The following is a 25,688-nucleotide window of genomic DNA, read 5'->3' as shown; positions in this document are numbered from 1 at the left end:
CCGCAAGGAGCTACCCATGAAGAAAACATACTTGTATTGGCTGCTGCTGCCAGGTCTGCTCTTTCTGGCGGTGTTCATGGTCATTCCGATTGTGTTGACGATCGGTTCGACCTTCGTACAGAACAGCTCATTCACCCTAGAAGGCTATCTCCATTTCTTCAAGGACCCTTATTTTCTGAAAATATTGCTGACTACGCTGGAAGTCAGTGTCGTAACGACACTCGTGTGCGTATTACTCGGCTTCCCGACGGCTTATTATATTTCGCAAAAGGCCCCGCGTCGTAAAGGGATTTTGTTAGCGCTGGCTATTTTCCCCTTGTTGACGAGTCCGGTGGTGCGGTCATTCAGCTGGATGGTCATTCTGGGTCGCAAGGGACTGTTAAATAACGTGCTCATCGGTTTAGGACTTGTAGATGAGCCGCTGAATATTTTGTATACTCCGGCAGCGATGATTATTGGTCTGGTTCATTTGTTTTTACCGCTGATGATTATTTCACTGATTGGTGTACTCGAAAATATCGACGGTGATCTTGTTCATGCTGCTCAGAGCCTCGGGGCCTCCAGATTCAGCGCATTTCGTAAAATCGTATTTCCGCTGTCTGTGCCGGGCCTGATCATTGGAAGCATTCTCGTTTTCGTGGGCAGCCTGACTGCATATACGACACCAGCACTACTTGGAGGAAAACAGCGGGTTATCGCTACATTTTTGTATCAGAACGCGATGACGCTAAACGACTGGTTTTTAGCTTCTGTTATTGCAACAATTATGATTGTTATTACATTTATCGTGGTCGGTCTCTTAAATAAGGCGGCCCATAAACTCAATCCGAAGGGGTAGGTGGATATGCGGGAGAAACATTACGGACTAGGCTTCTTTAGCCTGCTGGTCTTCATCTTTCTGCTCGGTCCGCTGTTGATCATATCGGTCACTTCTTTCGAGCCGGGCACGGTATTAAAATTCCCTCCGCAGGGCTTTTCCCTGCGCTGGTATGAAAATATTTTTGAAGTGGATTTGTTTATGTCCACGTTCAAAACGTCCATTGTGGTCTCTCTGCTAGGCAACATTTTGGCACTACTGATCGGTATGCCTGCAGCCTATGCGCTTAGTCGTTTTTCGTTTCGCGGGAAGGATGCGCTGAATGCTTTGTTCCTCTCCCCTTTGCTCATACCGGGTATTGTGCTTGGTTTTACGCTGCTGCGTTATTTGATCATTGTGTACCATTTACCAGTATATGCTGGACTATTGATCGGACATACGGTGATTATGTTGCCGTTCATTATTAGAGTCATTGCATCCAGTTTGTCTAACTTTGATTTTGCGATTGAGGAAGCAGCGCTTAGTTTGGGGGCTGGACGGCTGGAAACCTTTTTCAAGGTGGTTCTGCCCAACATCCGCTCAGGCATTATTGCGGCTATCCTGATTGCCTTTCTGGAATCATTCAACAATGTCGACATTTCCGTCTTCATGACAGGACCGGGCTTCAGCACCCTGCCCATTCAAATGCTGACTTACGTCGAAAATTATTTTGACCCGACGATAGCGGCGATTTCGGTTATGCTGATGATTTTGACCGGTATCCTGATGTTCTTGATTGAACGACTGATGGGATTGTCTTACTTCACTAAAAGGTAATGGAGGCTTCAACCTTATGGCACTGCTTACTCTGGATCGCGTATCGGTCGCTTATGACAACCAACTGATCTTGCAGGATTTCGATTTGCAGCTCGAACGGGGGCAATTGCTCTCGTTGCTCGGACCGAGTGGTTGTGGCAAAACGACCACACTTCGTCTCATTGCAGGATTTCTCGAAGCTAAACAAGGAACATTTTTATTTGGCGATAAGGATTATACTCGGGTTCCGGTGAATAAACGGAACTTCGGCTTTGTATTTCAAAGTTATGCACTCTTCCCACATTTGTCTGTTTTTGATAATGTTGCCTTTGGTTTGCGGTTACGCAAAGTAAAGGAAGATGATGTGAAGCGCCGCGTTATGACGATGCTGGATACGGTTAGCCTGAGGGGATTTGAAAAACGTTTCCCTGGTGAATTGTCAGGCGGACAGCGTCAACGTGTTGCGATTGCGCGAGCGCTTGTGATTGAACCCGATCTGCTGTTGTTTGATGAACCTCTGAGTAACTTGGATGCTAACCTGCGTGTAAATATGCGTGTGGAAATCCGCCGTATTCAACAGGAACTGGGCATCACTACTGTATACGTATCGCATGATCAGGAGGAATGTTTTTCGATTTCTGACCAGGTTGCGATTATGAATAAGGGGAACATCGAACAATTAGATGCTCCATCGACCATTTTTAAATATCCGACGACCGAATTTGTTGCCCGTTTTATTGGGTTTAATAATTTTCTAAGCTTTGATGAGCGTACTGAAGAAGGAGATCGTATTCGACTGAATACAGGCGATCTTTCGTTCGGCGTAGCGCGTAATCAGGGTACGGCCCAGCCGGGTGCTCGTCAGGGCGCTATTCGCCCGGATGATTTGGTCATTCGAACAGAAGGCAACGAGACAGGAGAAAATGAGCTTCCCGGTATTATTAAGGTAAGTACTTACCTGGGGCGTAGCTATCAGTATGTGGTAGAAACGGCGAAAGGCAACTTTACGGCTAATCAGGAAATGGATACGCCTTACCTGAGTGGTCAGCGGGTTACCCTGCATTTTCCGGCAGATAAAATGGTGCTGGTCCAATAATCAGCGGGTTCGATGAAGGAGATACATCATGCGTGCAGACAAAATGATTTTACAAGTTAAGGTGTATAACAGTTACTACAAGACGTTCGAAGAAGGCAATGTAGCTATACTTGATGGCAAGTTTATGTATATCGGTCAGCGTGGTCTGGAGTCTTTCGAGGCTGCTGAAATTGTCGAAGGGCACGGGAAATATATGATTCCCGGCCTAATCGACATCCATTTGCATATCGAAAGCACAATGGTGACACCGGCAACCTTTTCCTATGGGCTGATTCGCAATGGGGTAACGACGATTGTACCTGAACCGCACGAAATGGCGAATGTCTTCGGATTGGAAGGCATTCAGGAAATGATGGAAGCCAGCAAGGATTGCGTGGCTGATATGTTCTACGGCATCCCAAGCTCTGTCCCGGCAACGCCGCTCGAAACCTCAGGAGGCGAGATCGGTATTCCCGAAATTGATGCGCTGCTGCAAACCGGTGAAATGATCTGCCTGGGTGAAATTATGAACTATGTGGATGTCATTCGTGATCCGGAGAGCAAGACGAATCGCATCTTACGCCATGTTCGTGAGCACTACCCGGAGCTGATCATTGAAGGTCATACGCCACAGTTGCTTGATCTGGACCTGCATCAGTTGATCTATGCGGGGATAGGCTCAGACCATACTCATCAAAGTATTGAAGGTATGAAGGCGCGGATGGCTGCAGGGATGTTTATTGAAATCCAGGAAAAATCCATGACCCCTGAAGTGATGGACTATCTTATTCAGGAAGATGTGGCACAGCATTTTTGCTTTGTAACGGATGATGTGATGCCAGACTCTTTCGTAGAGCGAGGGCATCTGAACCATATTGTAAGTAAAGCAATCGGAATGGGCATGAAGCCTGAGGATGCCATTTATGCAGCTACGTTTACTCCTGCTGCACGGATGCGTATGCATGACCGCGGAACCATTGCACCGGGAAAAATAGCTGACTTTGTACTGCTGTCGGATCTTGGTCAATTTGATGTGGAGCAAGTCTATAAGGACGGACTCAAGGTATTCGATAAGTTCGAGGAATACCATCAAGCACCAATAAAATCCCGCTTTCCCGCCCACTTTTATCAAAGTGTGAAGCTCAATCCGCTCACGGAGCAGGATTTTACTGTAAAGTTGGATGTAGCTGATGGCACACATCAATGCCGTGTCATGATGGTCAAAGATGGCTCTACTTTTACAAGTGAACGGATTGCACCTGCACAAGTAGAGCAGGGGGAACTGGTATGGGAACATGGTGAACATGGACTGATTGCTACGTTTGAGAGGTATGGAAAGAATGGCAACCGTGCTTACGGTTTGATCGGGGGAGATACGATTAAACGTGGGGCAGTGGCAACCACCTATTCGCACGATAACCATAACTTGCTGGTCGTAGGGCATAACAAGCAAGATATGATACTGGCCGCGAATACGGTTCTTGCCAGCCAAGGTGGTTTTTGCGTAGTTGAAAATGGCAAGGTGCTGTCCCATTTGCCTTTAACCGTAGGCGGGATCTTAACAGAAGGACCGCTGGAAATGGTTGCGGCGCATGTGAAGGAGCTGCGTTCAGCCTTGCTGTCGCTGGGCTACCGCCATTACAATCCAATCATGTCGCTGAGCACGCATTCTTTGCCGGTCAGCCCGGCCTTGAAAATTACCGATCACGGCCTGATTGATGTAAATGCTGGCAAGGTTGTACCTTTAATCGTGGAAACTTCAGAGATGCAAGAATAATAAAAGAGCCGACCCTCTTATGGGCCGGCTCTTTTTTGATGCTTTAGCAGACAAAGTTAACATCTTCTATCCTCCTATTGATGTAACCTATGTATAAAAGATAAACAAGTCTTGATTCTGGGTACCCGATTGCATGTAGAGTTTGCTTTACAATTAGTTCATGTAATCTTCATGATTAAAATCGAATAAGGACTTGAAAAACATCATCACAGTGTTATAATTAAAACAGGATTTAGATTAAGTCTAAATTAATCGATTAAGATTTATTAGATTGACGCATGGAATTTTGAAGAAAATCAGACACTACTGCTAACGAGCATCCAAGCTTTACACCAACTATATTTGAACGAGAGGGGATTTTAAACATGAGTACATTAAATCATACGAACGCACCTACACAAGAGGCTATTCAAGAATTGCACAAGGCATTGAATCGTCAGGTAGCTACCTGGTCTGTATTGTACACGAAACTGCATTATTTCCACTGGTATGTGAAAGGACCTAAATTCTTCACATTGCATGCTAAATTTGAAGAACTTTACAATGAAGCAACAGCTAATCTAGATACGATTGCTGAACGATTGTTGGCTATTGGTGGCCGTCCGGCTGCGACCTTGAAGGAGCATTTGCAACTTTCAGCTATTCAGGAGTCCGCAGGTGAGCAGACAGCTGAGGATATGGTGAAGTCCGTTGTTGCTGATTTTAAAACCATCACCGTTGAGCTGGCTAATGGGATGGAAGCAGCGGAAGCGGCACAGGATAAAGCGACAGAGGATCTTCTTAACGGCTTAAGAGAAGCAATGGATAAACACATCTGGATGCTGAGTGCGTATTTGGGATAACCCATTGGTATAGACTTCCATGTATATGGAGATCAGGTGAACAAGACACACATCCCGTTGGTTCCACTCTGCCACTGGAGTATAATAACGAGAAGGCGTGGAAGACCACAGGCTCTAGAGTCATAGAGCTTCCGGGATGGGGTGTGTGTTATGGAAGTGAAACAACAGCTTTTGCATGAAGCGGAGCAGTTTATATATACATGTTATGAGGAGCTGGGCCGAAGCCGCGATGAAGCGGAGGCCCGGCTTCTTAATATTCGTCACGACATAGAGACTACGGGAATGTATGATCATACGTACGAAGAGCTGGAGCACGGGGCACTCATGGCTTGGCGCAATAGCAATCGTTGCATCGGTCGCTTATTTTGGGACAAGCTTTTGGTCAGGGATGCGCGGGGCGCGTCAGATGCAACGGAAGTGGTTCGCGAGCTCTTGGAGCATATACGCATAGGAACGAATGGCGGTAAAATTAAGCCAACGCTTACTGTATTCCGCGCCTCCAAGCCAGGGCAGCCGAATATCCGCATCTGGAACCATCAACTCATTCGTTACGCTGGATATGAAACCGGTCAAGGGGTCATCGGGGACCCGATCTCGGTAGATTTTACCAATGCTTGTAAAGACATGGGCTGGCAAGGAGCGATGACCCCTTTTGATATATTGCCACTGGTTGTGGAAGCAGGCGGACGGCCTCCCGAGCTATATGATATTCCTGAACATTTGATAATGGAGGTGGCCATTGAGCATCCAGAAATCTCGGGTTTCGCTTCCTTGGGATTACGTTGGTATGCTGTGCCTATGATTTCGGACATGACGCTGGAGATTGGCGGTATTATCTATACAGCGGCTCCCTTTAACGGCTGGTATATGGGAACAGAAATCGGCGCCCGCAATTTTGCGGATACCTTCCGCTATAATATGTTGCCACAGGTGGCTAAGCTGATGGGGCTGGATACGACGAGTGAAACAACGCTTTGGCGTGATCGGGCGCTGGTGGAATTGAATATTGCTGTGCTGCATTCTTTCAAAAAGGCGGGAGTCAGCATTGTCGACCACCATACCGCAGCGGCACAATTTAAGCTGTTTGAGGAACGGGAAGCCAAGGCTGGACGCGCACTGACAGGCAATTGGACATGGCTGATTCCCCCGCTATCCCCGGCGACAACGCATATTTTTCATAATTTCTACGATAATCGGCTTGTGAAGCCGAATTTCGGAGTTCAAGAGAAGTCGTATATGTCGAGACAGGCTAATACAGTATCAGATACAGTGCTTCAGCAGAAACGCCAAGGCTGTCCTTTTCATTCCGGATAACGATGGGAATGACCTGATTGCTGCATTAGGACTCGAGCTTATCCCATGCAACGATAAATAGGGTAGCCAGTGGTCCTATTAATAGGGAGAGAAAAAACCAATTTAGCCCGCTCCGATTTTTGGATTGTGCCAAGCCGGCATTAATCAGGGCAAGTGTTCCCCACCCTACATAATAATCTTCTGACATGGTATTCTCCTTTGTAAAAAGGTATAATATCGTACTGTGTATGGTATGAACACATCCATGATTTCATGAATTTAGAGTAAATATACCTTTATATATTCTAGTTTGAGGAGCGAAGCTAAGTTGGAAAGATATCAGGCAGAGCGCATTGTCGCTGAGCTTTTGGAACGGGCTGCTATAGGTGTGATAGTCAAGCTGGAGAAACGTTTTCCTGGCGGAAGGCTGATTGGGGGTAAATATGCTATGAATGCTCACGCCATTACCATGTATACGGACGTTATCGAAACACAGTGTTTACAGATGTTCGGCAGCATTGATCGAGTTGAGGAGTATTTTACAGTTGTGCTTGCACATGAGATTGGACACGCCGCCGATACGGAATTAGTGGACCTCTCCGATGCGTTGGAGCAAGAGAGTGGGATAGGGACCCGGCAACGACTTGCGCTGCAAATTGAAGAAAACGCATGGAATTATGCGCTTGGGTTGGTGCCTGAAATAGATGCAACGTTTATTTCTGCCGTAATAGACGAGTCCTTGCTGGCCTATCGGGTCCCGATTATGGAGCAGTCTGACATTGCGTAACAAAGATGATCCGAGAGCCGTCAGGCTCTTTTTTTGTTGATTAAAACAGACGAGATTGGGTCGGATGATCTAAAGGAGTAGCTTTTTAAGCTGCGACACGCGTCCCTGGGATAGTTCGAGCATTTCGGCTAATTCTTTTTGAGATACATTTGGGTGCTCCTGCATGAGCTGTTTTAGTTTATTCAGGAGATCATTCTGATTTCTGTAACTCCTTCTTTTCTTGGGCTGGACAGGACGTGCTTCACTCAAATGACTAGAAGGATTATCGCTCTTCAGATTTTCAATACAACTTTTACATATCAGATGATCCCTGAAATAGCTCAAATGATCTACGGCACCACAAAAATAGCAAGAAACCCCCGTATACTTGCGAATCATCAGTCCCTCTGGGGTAATAAAAAAATCGAGGGCATCTCCAATATTAATATTCATAGAATTGCGCAGCTCCTTAGGCAGCACAATGCGGCCTAAATGGTCTAATGGCCGTGTCATTCCTGTGTTCTTCATCATTTTTCCCCTTTCCTGAAATGCGCTTATAGTTGTAGGAATTGTATGTATATATGCTGGAAGTACAAAGCGCTTATATTACAGTTTGTTTTGGTATAGCTATGCTGAAAAAAAAAAGCTCCGGCATGACGAACAATTACGTCTGCCGGAGCATTGTACAGCCAATGAATCTAAGATGTCATGTCGAACTACTGTGGGTTGGTTGTCCAAATACCGGCTACTTTTAATTGAACTCGTGGAGGCAGTTTCAATGTGGCTAATGTCAGATCGGCCAAATCCTGCGGTTGAAGCATGCGATCCTCATCACCAATAGGTAATCCTGCGTTTGCCGCCAGTTCTGTATTGACAGTGCTTGGAGTCAGCGCGGTGACGCGAATGTTAGATTTGCGAACTTCCTGCATCAGTGCTTCCGTGAAGCCCATCAAAGCAAATTTGGATGCGCAATATGCTGAGCCTGTTGCAAAACCCCGTTCTCCTGCCGTCGAGGAAATATTAATAATGTTTCCGCTCTTTTGCGCCAGCATGCTTGGAAGCACAGCATGTGTGACATAATAGGTTCCCATCAGGTTTACGCGAATAATACGTTCCCACTCTTCGGGGTCCATCTCCGCGACTGTGCCAAAGGTAGCAATGCCTGCATTGTTGATCAAAATGTCGACAGCGCCTAGCTCATGTTCCAGTGAGGCTACAGCGGCAGCGGCCTGTGAGCGATCCGATATATCTGCAACAGCACTCACCACTTTCACACCGTATGTACTCCCCAGTGAATCCTGCAGCTTTTGCAGGTCAGTCAATGTGCGTGAAATTAATCCCAGGTTAACGCCTTCCTTAGCTAAAGTTTCGGCAATTGCTTTACCGATTCCTTTACTGGCTCCTGTAATAATAGCTGTTTTATTCTTAAGTTCCATCCAGTCTCCTCCTTATTAATCTATAATGTGGTTGTGCATCTGGGCACATGGTTACATTATACAAGGTTAAACTCATTGAACCAAACTTCGCCTCTGATGAGGCATTCATTTAGAGGTCTCTATTTGGAAATATAAATATCCCCTGAAGTGGTTTCGACCTTAATCACGTTCACACTACCGGGAACAGATTCGGGAGTATTGATACTCCCAGAGTCAGAGCGGACATTATAAACACCTTTAAAATCGGGAGCTTGCTTAATCTTCACGTCACCAGAATCAGCATTCACTTCCAAGTTGGCTACGGCACGTTGCGTAATATTTGTCTCCCCTGAGGTTAGGGAAATGAGGCCATTACCGCTATAATCGCGAATGGTAACATCACCTGAAGTAAGCTTTAACTCCATATCTGCTGCAAGCTGACTGGCTGTAAAATTGCCGGATGTTAAATTTGCGATCAGGTGGGTACTTTGGAGGTTTGTAATCTCGGCAGTGCCTGAAGTAGCGGTGATGGAAGTATTCTGCACGGAGGCATCCTGAAGTTTTACATTCCCTGAATGTGCATCTACCTGTAGGTCAGTTAGTGTTTCGCCAGAGGGCATCTCTACGGTAATCGTTTGATCCAAATCAGGAGTGATCGAAAAGAATGACAAGGAAGGGGCCGGCTCCGATTGAATGGTAAGCTTACCGTTCTCAATTCGGGCATTATGAATTTGGTCGGCTACCTTTGTCTGAACTTCTCCACTAATGCGTATCGTACCTTGGTCGCCAGAGCCAGGAGTAAACAAAATAGAGACATCATCAGAGCTGTCCACTTTCAGCTTCTGTAGCTGACCACGTGTAAACGTCCATTTTTTGTTAATCGCAGTTGTTTCCTTCATGACTTGTTGACTCCATGGGGCACCGTAGGCCACCATTCCGGCTACACCGATGACAATGCACAGACCTGCTGCAATAAACCACTTTTTATTCATGTTGTTAGTAAGCTCCCCTCAGGGTAGTCTGATTCCATTTCCAGTATCGTACTGTGCCTTTGACCATAAGGAGTAAGAGATAACGTACACCAGGCAGCAGCAATAGACCTATACCCGTCAACGTGATAGAGAAAAAGAATTTGGCCGGGTAAAAGGTGCTGTTTAGCGCATAATCAGTAACGGCGAGAAGGGGGGCTGCAATGAAGCTAACCGCTACCACGGTCAATGAAACCCATACTACCCATAGGGTAGCCATAATCGGGATGGAGATCAGCAAGTTAAGAAACAGTAGCCCTAAGAAAGTAAAAAGATTGCGTGCGAAGCTTCCCTGGCGAAGCGGAGGAGAAGCGTTCCAGGCTGCATTGGGATCATCCAACGCTTCTCGGGCAATATCCTCTGGGTTACCCAGCTCATGGGCAATCTCACTTTCGCTTTTGCCATTAACCAACCCGTAGTCAAAATGCTGGCTCAAATCACTAAGCAGCTCATTGCGTACCTCTGCAGGGAGAGGAGAAAGACGCTGTTCCACCTCTGTAAGAAACTGTTTTCTATTCATCGGAATTTCCTTCCTCCAGTAGGCTTGCGACATTATGGACAAAATCATTCCATTCCCGCGTAAGTATTCTTGTATAATGACTGCCAGTATCGGTCAGCCGATAATATTTGCGAGGAGGCCCCTCGGTCGATTCCTGTAAATACGTTGTGCAGTATCCTTCTGATACCAGACGGCGAAGCAGTGGATATAGGGCTCCCTCGGCTACTTCAATATGACGGGAGACGGCTTGCGCCAACTCGTAGCCATAACGGTCTTTGCGTCCAATTAGAACTAGAACGCACAGTTCCAGTACCCCTTTTTTGAATTGGATGTTCACATTCACGAGCGGTGCTCCCTTCCTGGATGTTATCAATAATTCATAGGTGTCGTTCGGAATAAGGGAAAGAAACGTGTGTTTGTGCATAATTTGTCACGGGTACTAATTATAGAACAGTAGTCAGGTATAATTTAACATCATGTACTGATTAATGCAAGGTACTAAATTTTTAATAATAAAATATTTGTGTCAAAATGGACAGATTTCCTTCCTTGGAGGCTTTATTGAGTAGCGAATGTTGTAGAAAAAAGTATTTTTATTTGGGAATTCATCGAAATATGGCTGGAAGCACAGATAGGATGCCGCTTTAATTTCATTCATTAAAATGATAGATTGTAAAGTATTCAACAGGGTTAAAAATTACTTTTTATGAAGAGGTGGATAAAGAATGGACTGGAAACATTGGTATATGGAACTGGAACAGGATGATGAGTCTTGGGATGTATCTGAGGAGATTGTTCTGCGTGGTGTAGTGCAACTTGATTTTTGCGGGCAGCCCTCGGAAGTAGAAGTCGAATTTATCGTGGGAGCCGATTCCGAAGAACAGGCACAGACTATAGAAGAACCTACACTGTTGCAAAAAAAGACATGGGAGCAGTATATGGAATATTCATCAGCTATTCATCCTCAAGTGTTGGAATCCATACACCATCATTATGCTGGCATCGTGGAAAAGTATCGGAATGCTTACAGTACATGGGGAGAGGACCCGGATGAATATGCGCCTTATGTGGAGCGGCCGGAACAATTGTTGAATCGAATACAGCTTATGTCTATATTGATTTCCGACTCATCGGCAAAGGATGAACTGTATTTGAATTTTAGTTGTTCCTGGGATCGAGAACATGGCTTAGGCGTACATATGAAGCAGATGAAAATGGAGCATATTCAAGGCGCTTATACATTATATGACCTAGAATAAATCCCCTTCCCGGGCTTTTAGCAGAAAGGACCGGAAAGGGGAACAGAATATGTTGAAAATGAAGGCGTGATTCGAAACGATAAAAAATTAGTTGGATACAGCCAATGCAGCCCGGGCTGCTTGAGCCGCTTGTACCATTTGTCGCAAGGCGGCGACAGATTCCTCTTTGGTGCGGGTTTTCAGACCACAATCCGGATTAACCCAGAACAAATCTGATGGCAGTACGCGCAGGGCACGCTGGATCATGCTTAGCATTTCAGATACATCGGGGATGCGCGGACTGTGGATATCGTACACGCCCAGACCGATGCCTTTGTCGTATACCTGATCTTCAAAGCTGACAATCAGTTCTCCGTGGCTTCGCGAAGTTTCAATAGATATAACGTCGGCATCCATGTCAGAGATGGACTGAATCATATGCTGAAATTCAGAATAGCACATATGCGTATGGATTTGGGTCGCAGGCTCAACGGTGGCCGTGGTCACAAGGAAGGCTTGAACCGCCCAATCCAGATAGGCTTGCTGTTGTTCTTTTTTCAGCGGAAGCCCTTCACGAATTGCGGGTTCATCGACCTGAATCATGCCGATGCCCGCTTGTTCCAGTGCCTCTACCTCTGCCCGTAATGCCAGAGCCAATTGTAAAGCAACTTGGCTACGCGGAATATCATTGCGTTCAAAAGACCAGTTCAAAATGGTCACAGGGCCTGTAAGCATTCCCTTAACAGGCTTGGAAGTTAACGATTGAGCGAATGCCGTTTCTTCCACAGTCATGGGCTGATCGAAGGAGACGTCTCCGTATATAATCGGCGGTTTGACACAGCGGGAGCCGTAGGACTGCACCCATCCGTTTTGTGTAAAAGCAAAGCCATTCAGCTTTTCGCCAAAAAATTCAACCATATCGGTCCGCTCAAATTCCCCGTGTACAAGCACGTCAATGCCAATGTCCTCCTGAATATCAATCCATTCCTTGATTTGCTGTTGGATGAACGTCCGGTATTGCTCGGCAGACCATTGTCCTTTGCGATAGTGCAGGCGGGCCTTGCGGATCTCGGCGGTTTGCGGGAAGCTACCAATGGTCGTCGTAGGCAGTGGAGGCAACTTCAGCTTATTTTGCTGAATCTCACGACGCTCGGCGAAAGGAACGCTGCGTGTTAGAGGCTCCTTTGCCAGCAAGTCAGCCAGATCGGCAGCTGTCTGTACACGTGCCGCTGAGCTGTTGAAACGGGCTACCGCATCCGCACTTTGTCCAAGCTTGGTGAGTGCGGATGGATCGTGTTTGCCAAGTGCAGCCGTCAGGACGGCGATTTCCTCAAGCTTTTCATCGGCAAAGGCCAGCGCTTGCACCAGTTCTCGATCCAGCTTGTGCTCTGCTTCCAGACTGACTGGCACATGCAGCAGACTGCATGATGGCTGTACGATAAGCTGCTCGGCAGTGGTCTGTTCTGCTAACTGACCCAGCAGGGTAGCCACAGCGTTCAGGTCGCTGCGCCATATATTGCGCCCGTCAATGACCCCAGCGCCCAGCGTTTTTCCTTTAGGGAAACCATGCTGCAATATATGCTGGAGATTTTCGCCATCATCATACACAAAATCAAGACCCAGTCCCTGTACCGGAAGTGCGGACAGACGCTCATAATGGTCCAGGCTGCCAAAGTAAGTTTGCAGCATTATATTTAAAGAGGGCGCAGCTTGGGCCAAAGCTTCATAGACTTCCTGAATAATGTCCAGATCCTCTACTGGGAATGAGGTGGTCAGGACAGGTTCATCGATTTGGACCCACTGAACACCTTCTGCTGCTAGTTCAGACAGGACACGGGTGTATAAAGGCAGGAAGGTTCTTATAATAGAAGCAAGCTCCTTGCGATCATAGCCTTTGGAAAGGGTAACGAATGAATAGGGGCCGATGAGGACCGGTTTCCCATCAATGCCTAGCTCTTGTTTTGCTTCACGATAAGCCCGTAAAGGTTTATTTTCAGTGAACACCGGGACTGCGTTTGCCAATTCAGGAACGATGTAGTGATAATTGGTGTTCATCCATTTGGTCATTTCACTGGCGGTTGCTCCCTTCTGTCCACGAGCGATCCCGAAATACACGGACAGAGGAATCGGACCTGCGGGACGATGGTTGAACCGTTCGGGTATCAGGCCAAACATCACAGATGTATCCAGCATGTGATCATAATAGGAGAAGTCTCCGACAGGAATGCGATCAATCCCCTTGTCACGCTGCTTGCTCAGATGCTCCAACCGTAATCTTTTCATTTCCGTTTGCAGTTCGCTTTCGCTAATATTGCCGTTCCAGAAGCGTTCCAGTGCCTTCTTCCATTCCCGGTTTTCGCCGATACGCGGATATCCCAGATTACTGCTAATTAAGCCGGACAATTCAGGCCATTCAATGACGGACATGTACTTTTCCTCCTAGTGGGTGGCTGTTTTATTTTTACGTACCAAAAAAGGCATTCTTCCCCCCAGAGTTAAAAATAAGTAGGGGAAAGAATGCCTCCGTGATTAAAAAATCAAAAATACGGCGACTGCTCTTAACACCTCCCTATCTTCCGTAGGTACTTGCGATGTTGTTAAAATAGGCAGGTCTCCTGACTTACGGATCATGACTCTCAGCATCCCTTCCCGGTCTGTGGACCAGTGGTTGTATGAACAGCTGAAAGTTCCCCGTTTACAGTGGCGGGACCGTGCCGGATTTGCACCGGCTTCCCTTTTAAGCCTGATCTGAATAGAACAGACACCTATCTCCAAGCTATGCGGTTAAGGTATGACGAATAATTATGCACTCGTATACTTGTTCACCATCATAAGTGAAACTTGCAGGATGCGCAATAGAAACTACAATGGAATCTGTTAGGGATATGCAAAAAAAGACAAGCCTCATCCATGATGGAGACTTGTCCTAGATTAGATATAGCATTTGCCGAGTAACCTTCGCCTTAAGTCAATGAAACGGTGTAACCTGCCTGAATGCTGGCTTTTACATCTACCAGACGCTGGTTGCGACTGCCCCGGAAGGGAAGGGTCAGGTCCTTTTGCTGTTCTACAAAACGACCATCCACAATCACATCGCACAAAAGCGCTAGCTCCTGTCGCTCCTGATCTGTGAGTAGATCTTCATAGACAAAGCCAGTGTAAGCCCACACGGTTCGGTCGGGACAGGCCGCACGGAAGTCGCGCACAAATTGCGAGCATTCTGCTGCTGAGAAAAACGGGTCTCCCCCGCAGAGAGTCAGTCCATCCAACAACGGATTATCCATGATGTCACGAATGACTTCCTGTTGTCGTTGGGGTGTGAATGGCTCACCTGCACGGAAGCTCCACGACGCTGGATTAAAGCATCCGGGACAGGCATGACGGCAACCGCTAATGAACACGACGGTACGCAGGCCGTATCCTTCATTCAGAGATTCCGGAATGTAGCCACATAAATTCACTTATGTTTCACCCGGTCTCGAACTTCTGCCTGTTTTGCAGCATTAAAGCGAACGGTATAATCTCCTGTCAGATATCCGGTTACCCGACGTAAGCGCTGAAAGTGTGTGTGCTCCTCATCTGTGCCACATTGGGGGCAGCTTGTCCCGATAATCCCTTCATAACCGCATTCCGTACAACGATCCACCGGATGGTTGATGGAGAAGTAGCCGATATTCTGATGCAGCGCGTATTGAACAATTTTAAGAAACGCATCCGGGTTATTCCGCGCATTACCGTCCAGCTCAATGTATGATATCGCACCAGCGTTGCATAGGTTATGGAACGGAGCTTCCAAGCTGATTTTACGAGCAGCCGGGAGTGTGTAATACACGGGAATATGAAAAGAATTCGTGTAATATTCTCGATCATTTACCTCAGGAATAATCCCGAAATCACGTTGATCCAGCAAGGTGAACTTGCCCGACAGACCTTCGGCAGGCGTAGCGAACAATGTAATATTCAAATTGTGATATTCACTCATTCGATCGCAATACACGCGCATAGAAGTGATGATTCGCTGTGCCTCGCGGTATACGAAATCATCCTCCCCGTGGTGTTTCCCGTATAGTGCCTTCATGCACTCAGCCAGTCCGATGAATCCGATCGAAAGCGTACCGTGTTTTAGTATGCTTCCCACCTTATCATCTGGCTCTAGTTGTTCTCCACCTTCCCATACCCCTTCGCGCATCATAAAGTCCGAGGCTTTGGCCGGCTGGCTGGTCTGGATTTGATAGCGATGGATTAAGCCATCCACCGCAATGCGCATAACTTCTTCTAGTCTCGCATCAAAGCGATCACGGTCAGGTGTCAGGCGTTTGCCTGTGCAAATACCATACTCAATGCCAAGCCGCACCAGATTAATGGTATTGAAGGAGAGATTTCCCTTACCACTCTGCCGATTTCTACCGAAACGGTCAGAAATGGTGCGGGTACGGCAACCCATTGTCGCTATAATGGTATCCGGGTCATCAGCACGGTAAAAAGGCAGGTTAAAGGTGGCATCCACATTCACAAAATTGGGATACATCCGTCTGCTAGAGCATTCTACCGCCCGTAAGAACAAATCATAATTGACGTCGCCTTCTGCCTGATTGATTCCCTCTTTGCATTGGAAAATATGCTGTGGAAAAATAGGAGTTTCCCCGCTACCCAAGCCGCGAATCGTGGCCTCCAGCAGCGATTGAGTAACAAGCCGTCCCTCAGCAGACGTGCACATTCCGTAATTCAGTGAAGTGAATGGAATCTGTCCACCCGCGCGACTGCTCATGGTGTTCAGGTTATGAATGAGCGATTCAGCAGCCTGTCGGGTTTCCGTCTCCGTCTCTTCGCGAGCGAATGCGTATGAACGAGGGCAGGCTTCTTGCAAATGGGGATTGGCCATATGTAGTTCATCGTCAGTCAGACTGGATTCTATCTCTTCCTCGAACAGCCGAAGTCCCTTGCGCAGATGCTTGCGGAAGGACCGGGCAACGTATGGGGCAAGGTCCCAATCTATTTTATTGGCGGAGACACCTCCGAATTGGCTATTTTGCTGAGACTGGAATATGATGGCAACTAGTGCCATAGCGGACATAATCGTTTGCGGTGTGCGTACAGAGCCATTGCCTGTATTGAATCCGTCTTGTAGTAACCGGCCAAAAGGGATAAAGATACAATTCGTAGTTCCGAGTGCGTATTGGTCCAAATCGTGAACATATACATATCCGTGATCAATCGCGTTCGTCAGTTCAGGCGGAAGTACCCGCAGGCGCGCATACCATTTGGCATACTCGGACCCAAGCTTGCTCATTTTGCCGCTGAACGATTCTCCATTCAAATTTGCATTCTCCCGCAGCATGTCCAGATCTTGTGCCCCAATGACCCGCTCGCCGATGTCGTATAATTGATGTTCCTCCAGCACCTTCATCGTAAAACCCTCCATATAGTAAAATATATATATTTTTCACAAAAACAACATATTGATGATATCTAGTGATAACCAATTGTTTCGATCTATATATTGTATATACGTATACATCGGGAGTATGTGACTATTGTCACATTAGCAAGAGCGGCCGACACGAAAAAGCCAGGTATAGAGTAAGGGGCACATCCGTAGATATGCGCCTTACTCTATACCTGGCAATCGAAGTTGTGACAAAAAAATGAATAGGGTCGTCGGTACATTGTGTATGATTTTGGGATATAGATTTAGAAGGTTTAGAGTAGCTTTTTCAACTGGGACACCCGGCCTTGGGAGATATCGAGCATTTCTGCATACACTTTTTGTGGCAGGTTCGGGTGATCCTGAATTAGCTTGCGAAGCTTTTTTACCATTTCACCTTGCTGCACTCTGGAATGCTTGGGCTGCCACGTTGTGTTGTTTCGGATCGGCTGGGTATGTTCTTGAGCCTGGATAGCATCATTGCTTGTGGCATGCACATTTTCATCGGTCTTTAATAATTGAATGCAATCAGCGCAGATAAAGCTGTCCCGAAAATAAGTTAAGTGATCCACCGCGCCGCAAAATTTGCAGGAGACACCCGTGTATTTTCTTAATACAAATCCTTCTTCATCTACGAAGAATTCAAGCGAATCACCGATATTGATATCCATTGTGGTGCGCATTTCCTTAGGGAGTACAATTCGCCCCAATTGATCCAGGGGCCTTGTCATTCCGGTATTTTTCATCAGCGCTTCCTCCTTCAATGATATATCCTGATTATACCAAAAAATATTATTTTTAGCTTTGTATATTGAAGGTAAAATGCAACTTTTTTTGTCTTTATGCTGCGACTCTCTTTCATCCAGTATAGGATGTTTACGGTATTGTTGCCGGGATACTCCTTTTTAGCTATGATATATAAAACGCTTTCATGTATGCCTTTTCATTATATTCTTAAATGGAATAAGGAGATGACGGATATGAGTCATGAAACAACGGATATCGAATATTTATTTCAAGATCCGAAGATTCATCTGGATGAGCGTGTACGGGATCTCGTGTCACGACTAACCTTGGAGGAAAAGATCGAATCCATGTTGCAATATCAGCCGGCCATTGACCGATTGGGAGTCGCAGCTTACAAGCACGGTACGGAAGCGGCGCACGGGATAGCATGGTTGGGTGAGGCGACTTCATTTCCTCAGCCAGTAGGATTGGCATGTACTTGGGATACGGAATTAATGCGTCAAATCGGATCTGTTATCGCAGATGAGGCGCGTGTCTACTATCGTCGTGATCCCAAATTAAACGGTCTGACCTTGTGGGCACCTACGGTGGATATGGAGCGTGACCCAAGATGGGGACGCAATGAGGAAGCTTACGGCGAAGACCCATATTTGACGGGAGAACTGTCAAAGGAGTTAGTCAAGGGAATACAGGGAGATCATCCGGTATATTTGAAAGCGGTTGCCACTTTAAAACATTTTCTGGGTAACAATAATGAAGTGGATCGGGGAAGCGGCTCCTCCAGTATAGACCCACGGAACCTGCGAGAATATTACCTAAGAGCCTTTGAGAAGCCTTTTATGGAAGGCGGCGCCCAGTCGATGATGACTTCCTACAACCTAATTAATGGAACGCCTGCTACGTTATATCATGGGGTTAACGATATTGTCAGGGACGAATGGGGGATGGACGGCTTTGTCGTAAGTGATGCGGGTGATGTCATGGGGATTGTCAACGATCATCAGTATTACGATTCCCACACGCCAGGTGTGGCCGAATCTATTCGGGCGGGAATTGACAGCATTACAGATGATGCGGAGCTCTCCAAGCGGGCGATTCGAGAAGCTTTGGCACAAGGATCGCTGCAAGAAGAAGACTTGGATCGGGCATTGTTTCATACGTTCCGTGTCCGTTTTCGGTTGGGGGAATTTGATCCGGCTGCAGACAACCCCTATGCCTCGATCGGAGAGGAAGCTCTCGTGACAGAGCAAGCCCGTGAATTGTCGTTGCGTGCGGCGAGGGAGCAGATCGTATTGCTTAAAAATGAGCATGAACTCTTGCCATTGGACCCTGCCCAGTGTGGCAAAGTAGCGGTCATTGGTACGCATGGCAATGAGGTGTACCGCGACTGGTATTCCGGTACGCTGCCCTACCGGGTTACACCGCTGGAGGCGATTCGTACCAAGCTGGAAGGCGAGGACGAGAAGGAACGCGTCGTGTACCTTGATGCCAAGGATCGCGTGACCTTGACGGCGGCGAATGACGGATCGAAGCTCGCAGTTGATTCTTCTGGTGAGATGCGCCTATCCCAGGATGGAGACCCAACGGTATTGACCATGACGGATTGGGGCTATGGCAGTGTGACGTTACATGATGAGCATCTGGGTACTTACGTGACGAGTGATGAAATAACGCTTCGTGTGACAGCTGATGAAGCGTATGGCTGGTATGTCAAAGAGGTCTTTGGGCTGACTCCTGTTGGACAAGGAGAGCATCTGTGGACGACATGGAATGGAAAACCAGTCATTGCCGGAACAGAGGGCTCATTAAAGGTAGGGGAGGCTGAAAAATCCGCACTTAACGCTGTAGAGTGTAACGCCTCAACAGCCTCGACAGTTTCAGGACAGAGCCATACAACATTCCAGGTAGAGACGGTGTCAGATGGTTTAGCGGAAGCGATAGCCGCTGCGCAAGCGGCAGATACAGCAATTGTATTTGTTGGAAATCACCCGCTCATCAATGGAAAGGAAGAGAATGATCGCCCAGGTTTGGAACTGGCAGCTTCCCAGCAACGGCTTATCGAGGAAGTGTATCGCGTCAATCCGAATACGATTGTGGTTCTGACGGGTAGCTATCCATTTGCCATCCCTTGGGTTCAGGAGCATATTCCAGCGATCGTATACACGTCTCATGCGGGACAAGAGCATGGTACGGCAATAGCGGATGTGTTATTTGGAGATTACGCGCCAGCGGGGCGTTTGAACATGACCTGGGTTCAGAGCGAGGATCAATTGGGCGACATCAAAGATTACGATATTATTCGCGGTGGTCGTACCTATCAATATTTTGAAGGTGTATCCTTGTATCCATTTGGCCATGGATTGACGTATTCGCCTTTTGAATATAGTGACCTGCGTACAGATGCCCTGAAGGATAGCGTAACATCTATTGCTGCACTGGATGCCATGGATACGCTCCAGGTGTGGGTAGAGGTGACGAATCGGGGCGTAGCTGCTGGTGAAGAGGTTGTGCAACTCTATGTACGGCCTGGTGCCTCACGAGTAAAGCGACCATTGAAGACATTGTGCGGTTTTCAACGTATTCGCTTAGAGGCAGGTGAGACGCGAACGGTTTCCTTTACGATTCGGATGAAGGATTGGGCGATCTGGGATGTTACGCGGGATTGCTATTGCGTTGAATCGGGTGAATATACACTGCTGGCTGGTGCTTCCTCAGCGGATATCCGATTGGAGCACCCTGTGTACGTTCGAGGCGAAGTCATTCCACCACGCCAAGCCGGACGAAGTATCCGCGCTGAAAACTTCGATGATTGCTCCGACATCGTACTAGATGAAAGCAAGGAGCAAAAGGAGGCCTGTGTACGTCCGCGCATACCTCAACGTTCTGGTTGGATTGCCTTTCATGGCGTAGACATGGATACTGTGAGTGTGACCGAGCTTCAGTGCCGCGTGTCGGGCAACAGCAGTGATGCCACAATTGAGCTGTGTTTGGATGCACCCGATAGTGAAGCCGTGGCACGTGTGAACGTGGGCAATACAGGAGGGGCGCAAGCATGGGTTACACTCTCCGAAGCGGTACATTCAGTCTCTGGCATACGTGATGTATATCTGTTGTTGAGCGGGGAAGTGCGGTTAGCTCATTTTATTTTGGGCGATCATGCTACAGAGGATTCCGGCTTTCAGGCTTGAACTTACTTCTGACATCACGTACAATGCATTCAACGAAGTTTCTACAGCTTAGGGGTGTCATCTCATTTGAATAGTGAAAAAAGACTACGCACCGCAACGCCCAGATGGCTTGGGGTGGCGGTAAAGGCGCTTGTCTATTTGGAAAAGCACGGAGAACTCTGTGCCAGCGGTTCTATTGCCCGTTCCATTGACTGCGAAGTCACTTTGGTGCGCAGGGTGCTGACGCGACTTGTACAGGCAGATTTGATTGCAGCACGCGAAGGTCGTGAGGGAGGCTATGTGCTTACCCGTTCGGCCGACCATATTACACTTGCCGATATATACCACGCCATTGAAATATGTGATCCAATTTTCCCGGGTATGATGCATGAACCGGAAACCAATCCTTTTTGTGAGGAGTTGGCGATAGCCGTATCCGAAATTTTAGCCGAGAGCGAACGACGTATGCTGGAAGTATGGGGGGCCCATACGCTGGCTTCGCTTGCCAAGCGTACATCACTCGTGGTGGGGAAATGCAATCATAATGAAGATTCAAAATGATAATAGCCGAACAACTCTCAAAAGAGGGTTGTATCGGCTATTTCTATGAAATGGTCATGCCTCAAATTATATTTCATATGAGCAAACCCGGTTACGTCCTGCATTTTTAGCTTCGTATAGAGCTTTATCTGCCTGCTCCAATAGGGCTGCCCCGGACATATCTTCCCCGGTACCTGGAAAGGTTGTCACGCCGATGGACACGGTGACTTTAAGAATAAACCCGTCCGCTAAAACAAACTCATACTGATTTACTCCGCTAAGAATTTGATTAGCTATGCGAAGTGCTTGCCGAAAAGCGCAATTCGGCAAGAGTACGGTGAATTCTTCTCCCCCGCTGCGGGTGACTACATCATTAGGACGACATTTTTCCATTAAAATCTGTCCAAGCTGGCGCAGCACTGCATCTCCTGCGGCATGTCCGTAGGTATCGTTGACTTCCTTGAAGTGATCAATATCCAACACCAGTACGGATAAATGCTCATGACGTTGGCGAGCTTGAGGGAGCTTCTCTTCCAATGAGAACTCAAGCTGCCTTCTGTTGCTTAAATTAGTGAGATGGTCTGTGTAGGAGGTATGCTCCAGACGAAGTAACAGCTCATTGGATGTGTTGATAGATTCAGCAATGAGGTACAGAAGACATCCGCCGACCATGGAAATGAAGAATTGGAGCGGATACACGTGCAGAACATCATCAAGATTTTTCAAATTAATCATAAGGGGACAGAATATAATGCCCAAAGCAAAAACGTTCATAATCATCAGCTTGGGTAAACGTGACCAGGACAGATGTGACAATAAAGCGCACCCCAGGCCAACGAGTATCATAAAAATAGCGCCTACGATGGCTTGATCGTTAATACCAAACAGCAATAATCTACCTATACATATAAACAGAGTAGCCGTGAGCGCTGCTGGGCCGCCGATGTAAGTGGCGGTAGCTACGATGGCCAGATGACGAAGATCGGCAATCGTATTAAATCCTACTGGAATTGAATAGTACATCATGACAATGCCGTAGCACCCAAAAAGGGCGCCTCCAATCCAATGCATCTTACGCTTCAAGGTGTGCAGACGGATTTTATATCTTTGTGATATGAGGCCGGTTATGTACAAAAAGGTGACAAGGATACAGGTATTTACAAAAAACGTACTGAACAAGATGTTAACCCTCCCGAGAGGCATATTTCTTCATTTTATCAAAAAAACTGACATTAAGCTTGCAAATGAAGAATTTATTGAAATTTATTACGCGGGTACGCTTATAACGTTTCGTTCACGTATTTGGTGCATAACTGGGAATAGATTGAGCATACTCCAAAGATACAAGAATAAGGAAAAATGGGCGGTATCTATTGCTGCCTTACTGGAGATGAGGTTTGCTCATGATTCGCTATCCCTATCGCAAACATAATAAAAAGTCGGGTGCGGGTAAGAACAATGGAAATTCTCCGCGCTATCTAAAAATCGATACTTGTTTGGAAACCAACTTGCAGCAAATTAAGAAATTGACGTCAGATAGCCCAGACTTTCTGATGCGTCGCTTTAAATTGGGGCTGAGGGCGGAGGTTCCCGCCGCTATTGTGTTTCTGGATAGTATGGCTAAAACGGATACGGTGAATGAACTCATCATGAGATCCATGCTTAGCCGCCCATCTGCTGAAGTGGCTGCTGAGGCGGAGAATGCAGAAGCGCTGTACGTAAGAATACAGAGTCATGCGCTTGCACTGGGAGAAGTGAAGGACTGCGATGATTGGAGTTCCATGATGGAACAACTGTTAATGGGGGACACGATCATCTTATTGGAAGGCTGCGAAAAAGCGATTGCGTGCGGCACGCGTGGGGGAGAGACACGCGCAGTCAGCGAGCCAACAACACAGACAGTCGTCAGAGGACCGAAAGAGGGATTTGTAGAATCCCTATTCACGAATATTTCTCTGGTCCGGCGACGGATTAAAAGCTCCGATCTTACACTGGAGATGTTCCAAGTGGGAAGCACGTCTCTCACGAATGTGGCCATGCTGTACATGAAGAACATTGCAAATCCAGGCGTCGTAGATGAGGTTCGTAAACGGATAGAAAACATCAATATTGACGCTATATTTGAGTCCGGCATGGTTGAGGAGATGATACAAGAAAATCATTTCACACCATTCCCAACGATTTTTAACACGGAAAGACCCGACACCATCAGCAGCAATATTATGGAGGGCCGAGTGGCGCTCATCGTAGACGGGACTCCGTTTGTACTGGTGATGCCTACAGTATTTGCCCAATTTTTTCAGAGTTCTTCGGATTATGAAGAGCGTTACGATATGGCGACTGTTGTTCGGCTCATTAGATATATCAGCTTCATTATTCTTATTCTAGGGCCTTCTCTCTACATTGCCTTAACAACATACCATTATGAAATGATACCGACTCCACTACTGATCAGCATATTGGCTCAGCGGGAATCCGTTCCTTTTCCGGCATTTCTAGAGGCGTTTATTTTGGAGATTACCTTTGAGATTTTGCGTGAGGCGGGTATTCGAATGCCGCGTGCGGGTGGTCAAACGGTATCCGTTATAGGAGCGCTTGTGTTGGGTCAAGCGGCCGTGGAAGCCGGAGTCGTCACCCCGCTGCTCACAATTGTAGTAGCCCTGACGGGAATAGCCAGTTTCGCAATCCCAGCCTATAACATGGCAGTGGCCGGGAGATTGTGCCGGTTTATTTTCATGATACTGTCAGCGTTTATGGGGCTATACGGCATTACATTGGGGTTGATTGCGCTGATTGCTCATATGAACAGTCTGAGTTCTTTCGGGGTGCCCTACATGGCGCCTTTCAGCCCTTTTGTGCTGGAGAGTCAAAAGGATGCCGTATTGCGACTCCCGTTCTGGATGATGAGGAAGCGTCCTAAAAGCATTACATCTAAGAACCAGAAAAGAATGAAGGATGGAAGCGGGATTTCCTCTTCTGATAAAACCACACCGATGCAGGAGGGGGGCAATCAGGGTGTATCAGCGGAAGAGGAATGAACAAAGTGCAGTAACTTTTAAGAGGAGAATAGGGGGGCTGTGTTTGGTTTTACTACTGTTCGCTCCCTTGTTATCCGGTTGCTGGGATTCTGTGGAGTTAAACCAGAGAGCAGTAGTAGCTGGGATAGGAATTGATTTGGTTGGGGAGTCGGATTATGAGGTTTCCCTACAGGTGATCGTAGCAGATGAAATCGCCGGAGCCAAAGCGAGAGGAGATACTCCAGTCGTTTTGTATCGGGAAAAGGGAAAAAATCTGTTTCAAGCGCTCCGCAGAGCCTCACAAAGGGTTCCGCGGATCATTTCTTTGGCGCATACCAAACTGATCGTTATTGGTGAAAAGCTGGCACGGGCTGGAATCGGCGATATGATGGATTCTCTGGAAAGGTCTACAGAAATCCGGCTGCCGGTGAAAATGCTGGTGGCACGCGGTAATACTGGGAAGGATGTACTGGCAATCATGACCGCAATCGGTCGTATTCCCGCCAATGATATTTCAGGAAAGCTGGAAACATCGGAGCGTTTGTATGCCGGGGATTACGCGGTGACTATCGACGATGTGATTCGCAGCATGTCTCATAAGGGTGGCGGTCCTGTGCTGACGGGCATAGGGGTCAATGGGAATTTAGAGCAGGCCTCAAGCAAGAACAATGTGGACAATATTTTACCGAAAGCTATTGTTCATATTAAGGGAATGGGGGTGTTCAAAAAGGATCGGCTTGTCCGCTGGTTGGATGATGATCAGGCCATTGGACTGTCTATGATCAACAACAAGGTGAAAGGTGCCCAAACAACACTGAGCTGCGGTAAGGATAGGGAAACCATTGGCATCGAAACCTTGTTCTCTTCAACCAAGATACACACACGGATGGAGCAAGGGGAGCCTGTTTTTGTGATTAACCTAAAACAGACCGGGGCGGTACAGGAAGCCGAGTGCTCGATTAACTTACAAAGTCCGGAGGCGATGAAAAGACTGCAGGAGAAATGGACAGAGGAGACGAAAAAAGTGATCACTTCAACAGTCAGAGAGGTTCAGCGTACCCGTAGCGATGTAATAGGCTTTGGCCTTGCGCTGGAGAGGAGCTATCCCAAACAATGGAAAAGACTCTCTTCCGAATGGAGCCGTAATTTTGCGGAAAGCACCGTCCGTATTCAAGTGACTTCTGTACTGAAACACACTCAGTCGCGGACTAACCCATACTCCAAGGGGGAATCAGACTAGTGAAAAT

23 protein-coding genes and 1 riboswitch are annotated in these 25,688 nt (G+C 47.1%); of the genes, 12 read left to right on the top strand and 11 right to left on the bottom strand.

The window, feature by feature from the left end:
• Window positions 1-16 precede the first annotated feature (16 nt).
• From ACWA2B_RS05440 to ACWA2B_RS05415, 6 genes are all read left to right on the top strand, one after another.
• Window positions 17-838: an ABC transporter permease gene (locus tag ACWA2B_RS05440; protein ID WP_013312457.1), complete on the top strand. Its 822-nt coding sequence runs from the start codon at window positions 17-19 to the stop codon at window positions 836-838.
• A 6-nt stretch (window positions 839-844) separates the two neighbouring features.
• Window positions 845-1,633 carry an ABC transporter permease gene (locus ACWA2B_RS05435; protein WP_013312456.1) on the top strand — a complete coding sequence of 263 codons (789 nt, stop codon included), beginning with the start codon at window positions 845-847 and terminating at the stop codon, window positions 1,631-1,633.
• 16 nt (window positions 1,634-1,649) lie between these two features.
• On the top strand, window positions 1,650-2,708 hold the full coding sequence (locus ACWA2B_RS05430; RefSeq protein ID WP_250240713.1) for an ABC transporter ATP-binding protein: 1,059 nt from the start codon (window positions 1,650-1,652) through the stop codon (window positions 2,706-2,708).
• 28 nt (window positions 2,709-2,736) lie between these two features.
• Window positions 2,737-4,464: an adenine deaminase C-terminal domain-containing protein gene (locus ACWA2B_RS05425; RefSeq protein ID WP_342434606.1), complete on the top strand. Its 1,728-nt coding sequence runs from the start codon at window positions 2,737-2,739 to the stop codon at window positions 4,462-4,464.
• A gap of 365 nt (window positions 4,465-4,829) precedes the next feature.
• The gene (locus ACWA2B_RS05420) at window positions 4,830-5,306 is read left to right on the top strand and encodes a Dps family protein (RefSeq protein WP_039271713.1); all 477 of its coding nucleotides are present in this window, start codon (window positions 4,830-4,832) and stop codon (window positions 5,304-5,306) included.
• Between the two features lie 150 nt (window positions 5,307-5,456).
• Window positions 5,457-6,620 carry a nitric oxide synthase oxygenase gene (locus ACWA2B_RS05415; RefSeq protein ID WP_449291769.1) on the top strand — a complete coding sequence of 388 codons (1,164 nt, stop codon included), beginning with the start codon at window positions 5,457-5,459 and terminating at the stop codon, window positions 6,618-6,620.
• A 25-nt stretch (window positions 6,621-6,645) separates the two neighbouring features.
• Here the strand turns inward: ACWA2B_RS05415 and ACWA2B_RS05410 are convergent, their stop codons facing one another.
• The gene (locus ACWA2B_RS05410) at window positions 6,646-6,807 is read right to left on the bottom strand and encodes a hypothetical protein (RefSeq protein WP_176715742.1); all 162 of its coding nucleotides are present in this window, start codon (window positions 6,805-6,807) and stop codon (window positions 6,646-6,648) included.
• Window positions 6,808-6,927: 120 nt separating this feature from the next.
• Here ACWA2B_RS05410 and ACWA2B_RS05405 point away from each other — a divergent pair, with 120 nt between their 5' ends.
• On the top strand, window positions 6,928-7,386 hold the full coding sequence (locus ACWA2B_RS05405) for a hypothetical protein (RefSeq protein WP_069012080.1): 459 nt from the start codon (window positions 6,928-6,930) through the stop codon (window positions 7,384-7,386).
• 69 nt (window positions 7,387-7,455) lie between these two features.
• Here ACWA2B_RS05405 and ACWA2B_RS05400 read toward each other — a convergent pair whose 3' ends face one another.
• The 5 genes from ACWA2B_RS05400 to ACWA2B_RS05380 form a co-directional block, all read right to left on the bottom strand.
• Window positions 7,456-7,893 carry an AbrB/MazE/SpoVT family DNA-binding domain-containing protein gene (locus ACWA2B_RS05400; protein WP_029518622.1) on the bottom strand — a complete coding sequence of 146 codons (438 nt, stop codon included), beginning with the start codon at window positions 7,891-7,893 and terminating at the stop codon, window positions 7,456-7,458.
• Window positions 7,894-8,081: 188 nt separating this feature from the next.
• The gene (locus ACWA2B_RS05395; protein WP_039271709.1) at window positions 8,082-8,801 is read right to left on the bottom strand and encodes a 3-ketoacyl-ACP reductase; all 720 of its coding nucleotides are present in this window, start codon (window positions 8,799-8,801) and stop codon (window positions 8,082-8,084) included.
• Window positions 8,802-8,920: 119 nt separating this feature from the next.
• A complete protein-coding gene (locus tag ACWA2B_RS05390; RefSeq protein WP_449291768.1) occupies window positions 8,921-9,772 on the bottom strand; it encodes a DUF4097 family beta strand repeat-containing protein in 852 nt (283 codons plus the stop codon).
• Window positions 9,773-9,776: 4 nt separating this feature from the next.
• Window positions 9,777-10,328 (bottom strand): DUF1700 domain-containing protein, encoded by a 552-nt coding sequence (locus ACWA2B_RS05385; RefSeq protein WP_190298183.1) that lies wholly within the window; start codon window positions 10,326-10,328, stop codon window positions 9,777-9,779.
• A complete protein-coding gene (locus ACWA2B_RS05380; RefSeq protein ID WP_029518618.1) occupies window positions 10,321-10,650 on the bottom strand; it encodes a PadR family transcriptional regulator in 330 nt (109 codons plus the stop codon). The genes ACWA2B_RS05385 and ACWA2B_RS05380 overlap by 8 nt, the downstream gene beginning before the upstream one ends.
• Before the next feature lie 382 nt (window positions 10,651-11,032).
• Between ACWA2B_RS05380 and ACWA2B_RS05375 the strand changes: the two genes are divergently transcribed.
• On the top strand, window positions 11,033-11,566 hold the full coding sequence (locus ACWA2B_RS05375; protein ID WP_039271702.1) for a DUF6985 domain-containing protein: 534 nt from the start codon (window positions 11,033-11,035) through the stop codon (window positions 11,564-11,566).
• Window positions 11,567-11,653: 87 nt separating this feature from the next.
• On the opposite strand, the gene metE is transcribed toward ACWA2B_RS05375, so the two are convergent.
• The 4 genes from metE to ACWA2B_RS05355 all read right to left on the bottom strand — a co-directional run bounded on the left by metE (window position 11,654) and on the right by ACWA2B_RS05355 (window position 17,716).
• On the bottom strand, window positions 11,654-13,972 hold the full coding sequence (gene metE, locus ACWA2B_RS05370) for a 5-methyltetrahydropteroyltriglutamate--homocysteine S-methyltransferase (RefSeq protein WP_449291767.1): 2,319 nt from the start codon (window positions 13,970-13,972) through the stop codon (window positions 11,654-11,656).
• 161 nt (window positions 13,973-14,133) lie between these two features.
• Window positions 14,134-14,329: riboswitch (cobalamin riboswitch) on the bottom strand.
• Window positions 14,330-14,508: 179 nt separating this feature from the next.
• A complete protein-coding gene (gene nrdG / locus ACWA2B_RS05365) occupies window positions 14,509-15,006 on the bottom strand; it encodes an anaerobic ribonucleoside-triphosphate reductase activating protein (protein WP_039271699.1) in 498 nt (165 codons plus the stop codon).
• Window positions 15,003-16,952 (bottom strand): anaerobic ribonucleoside triphosphate reductase, encoded by a 1,950-nt coding sequence (locus ACWA2B_RS05360; RefSeq protein WP_029518614.1) that lies wholly within the window; start codon window positions 16,950-16,952, stop codon window positions 15,003-15,005. The genes nrdG and ACWA2B_RS05360 overlap by 4 nt, the downstream gene beginning before the upstream one ends.
• A gap of 293 nt (window positions 16,953-17,245) precedes the next feature.
• Complete coding sequence (locus tag ACWA2B_RS05355) at window positions 17,246-17,716, bottom strand: AbrB/MazE/SpoVT family DNA-binding domain-containing protein (protein WP_165145989.1); 471 nt, start codon at window positions 17,714-17,716, stop codon at window positions 17,246-17,248.
• Window positions 17,717-17,950: 234 nt separating this feature from the next.
• Here ACWA2B_RS05355 and ACWA2B_RS05350 point away from each other — a divergent pair, with 234 nt between their 5' ends.
• Window positions 17,951-20,905 carry a glycoside hydrolase family 3 C-terminal domain-containing protein gene (locus ACWA2B_RS05350; protein WP_449291766.1) on the top strand — a complete coding sequence of 985 codons (2,955 nt, stop codon included), beginning with the start codon at window positions 17,951-17,953 and terminating at the stop codon, window positions 20,903-20,905.
• Between the two features lie 66 nt (window positions 20,906-20,971).
• Window positions 20,972-21,445 carry an Rrf2 family transcriptional regulator gene (locus tag ACWA2B_RS05345; protein ID WP_029518611.1) on the top strand — a complete coding sequence of 158 codons (474 nt, stop codon included), beginning with the start codon at window positions 20,972-20,974 and terminating at the stop codon, window positions 21,443-21,445.
• A 66-nt stretch (window positions 21,446-21,511) separates the two neighbouring features.
• On the opposite strand, the gene ACWA2B_RS05340 is transcribed toward ACWA2B_RS05345, so the two are convergent.
• Window positions 21,512-22,603: a GGDEF domain-containing protein gene (locus ACWA2B_RS05340; RefSeq protein ID WP_209947722.1), complete on the bottom strand. Its 1,092-nt coding sequence runs from the start codon at window positions 22,601-22,603 to the stop codon at window positions 21,512-21,514.
• Window positions 22,604-22,827: 224 nt separating this feature from the next.
• Here ACWA2B_RS05340 and ACWA2B_RS05335 point away from each other — a divergent pair, with 224 nt between their 5' ends.
• Both ACWA2B_RS05335 and ACWA2B_RS05330 read left to right on the top strand, forming a co-directional pair.
• On the top strand, window positions 22,828-24,462 hold the full coding sequence (locus tag ACWA2B_RS05335; protein WP_029518609.1) for a spore germination protein: 1,635 nt from the start codon (window positions 22,828-22,830) through the stop codon (window positions 24,460-24,462).
• Between the two features lie 43 nt (window positions 24,463-24,505).
• A complete protein-coding gene (locus ACWA2B_RS05330; protein ID WP_029518608.1) occupies window positions 24,506-25,681 on the top strand; it encodes a Ger(x)C family spore germination protein in 1,176 nt (391 codons plus the stop codon).
• Window positions 25,682-25,688: the final 7 nt, after the last annotated feature.

Source organism: Paenibacillus sp. CMM36 (genome assembly GCF_053570945.1).
The sequence above is the reverse complement of the archived record's forward strand: the minus strand, read 5'-3'. Positions and strand labels throughout refer to the sequence as shown.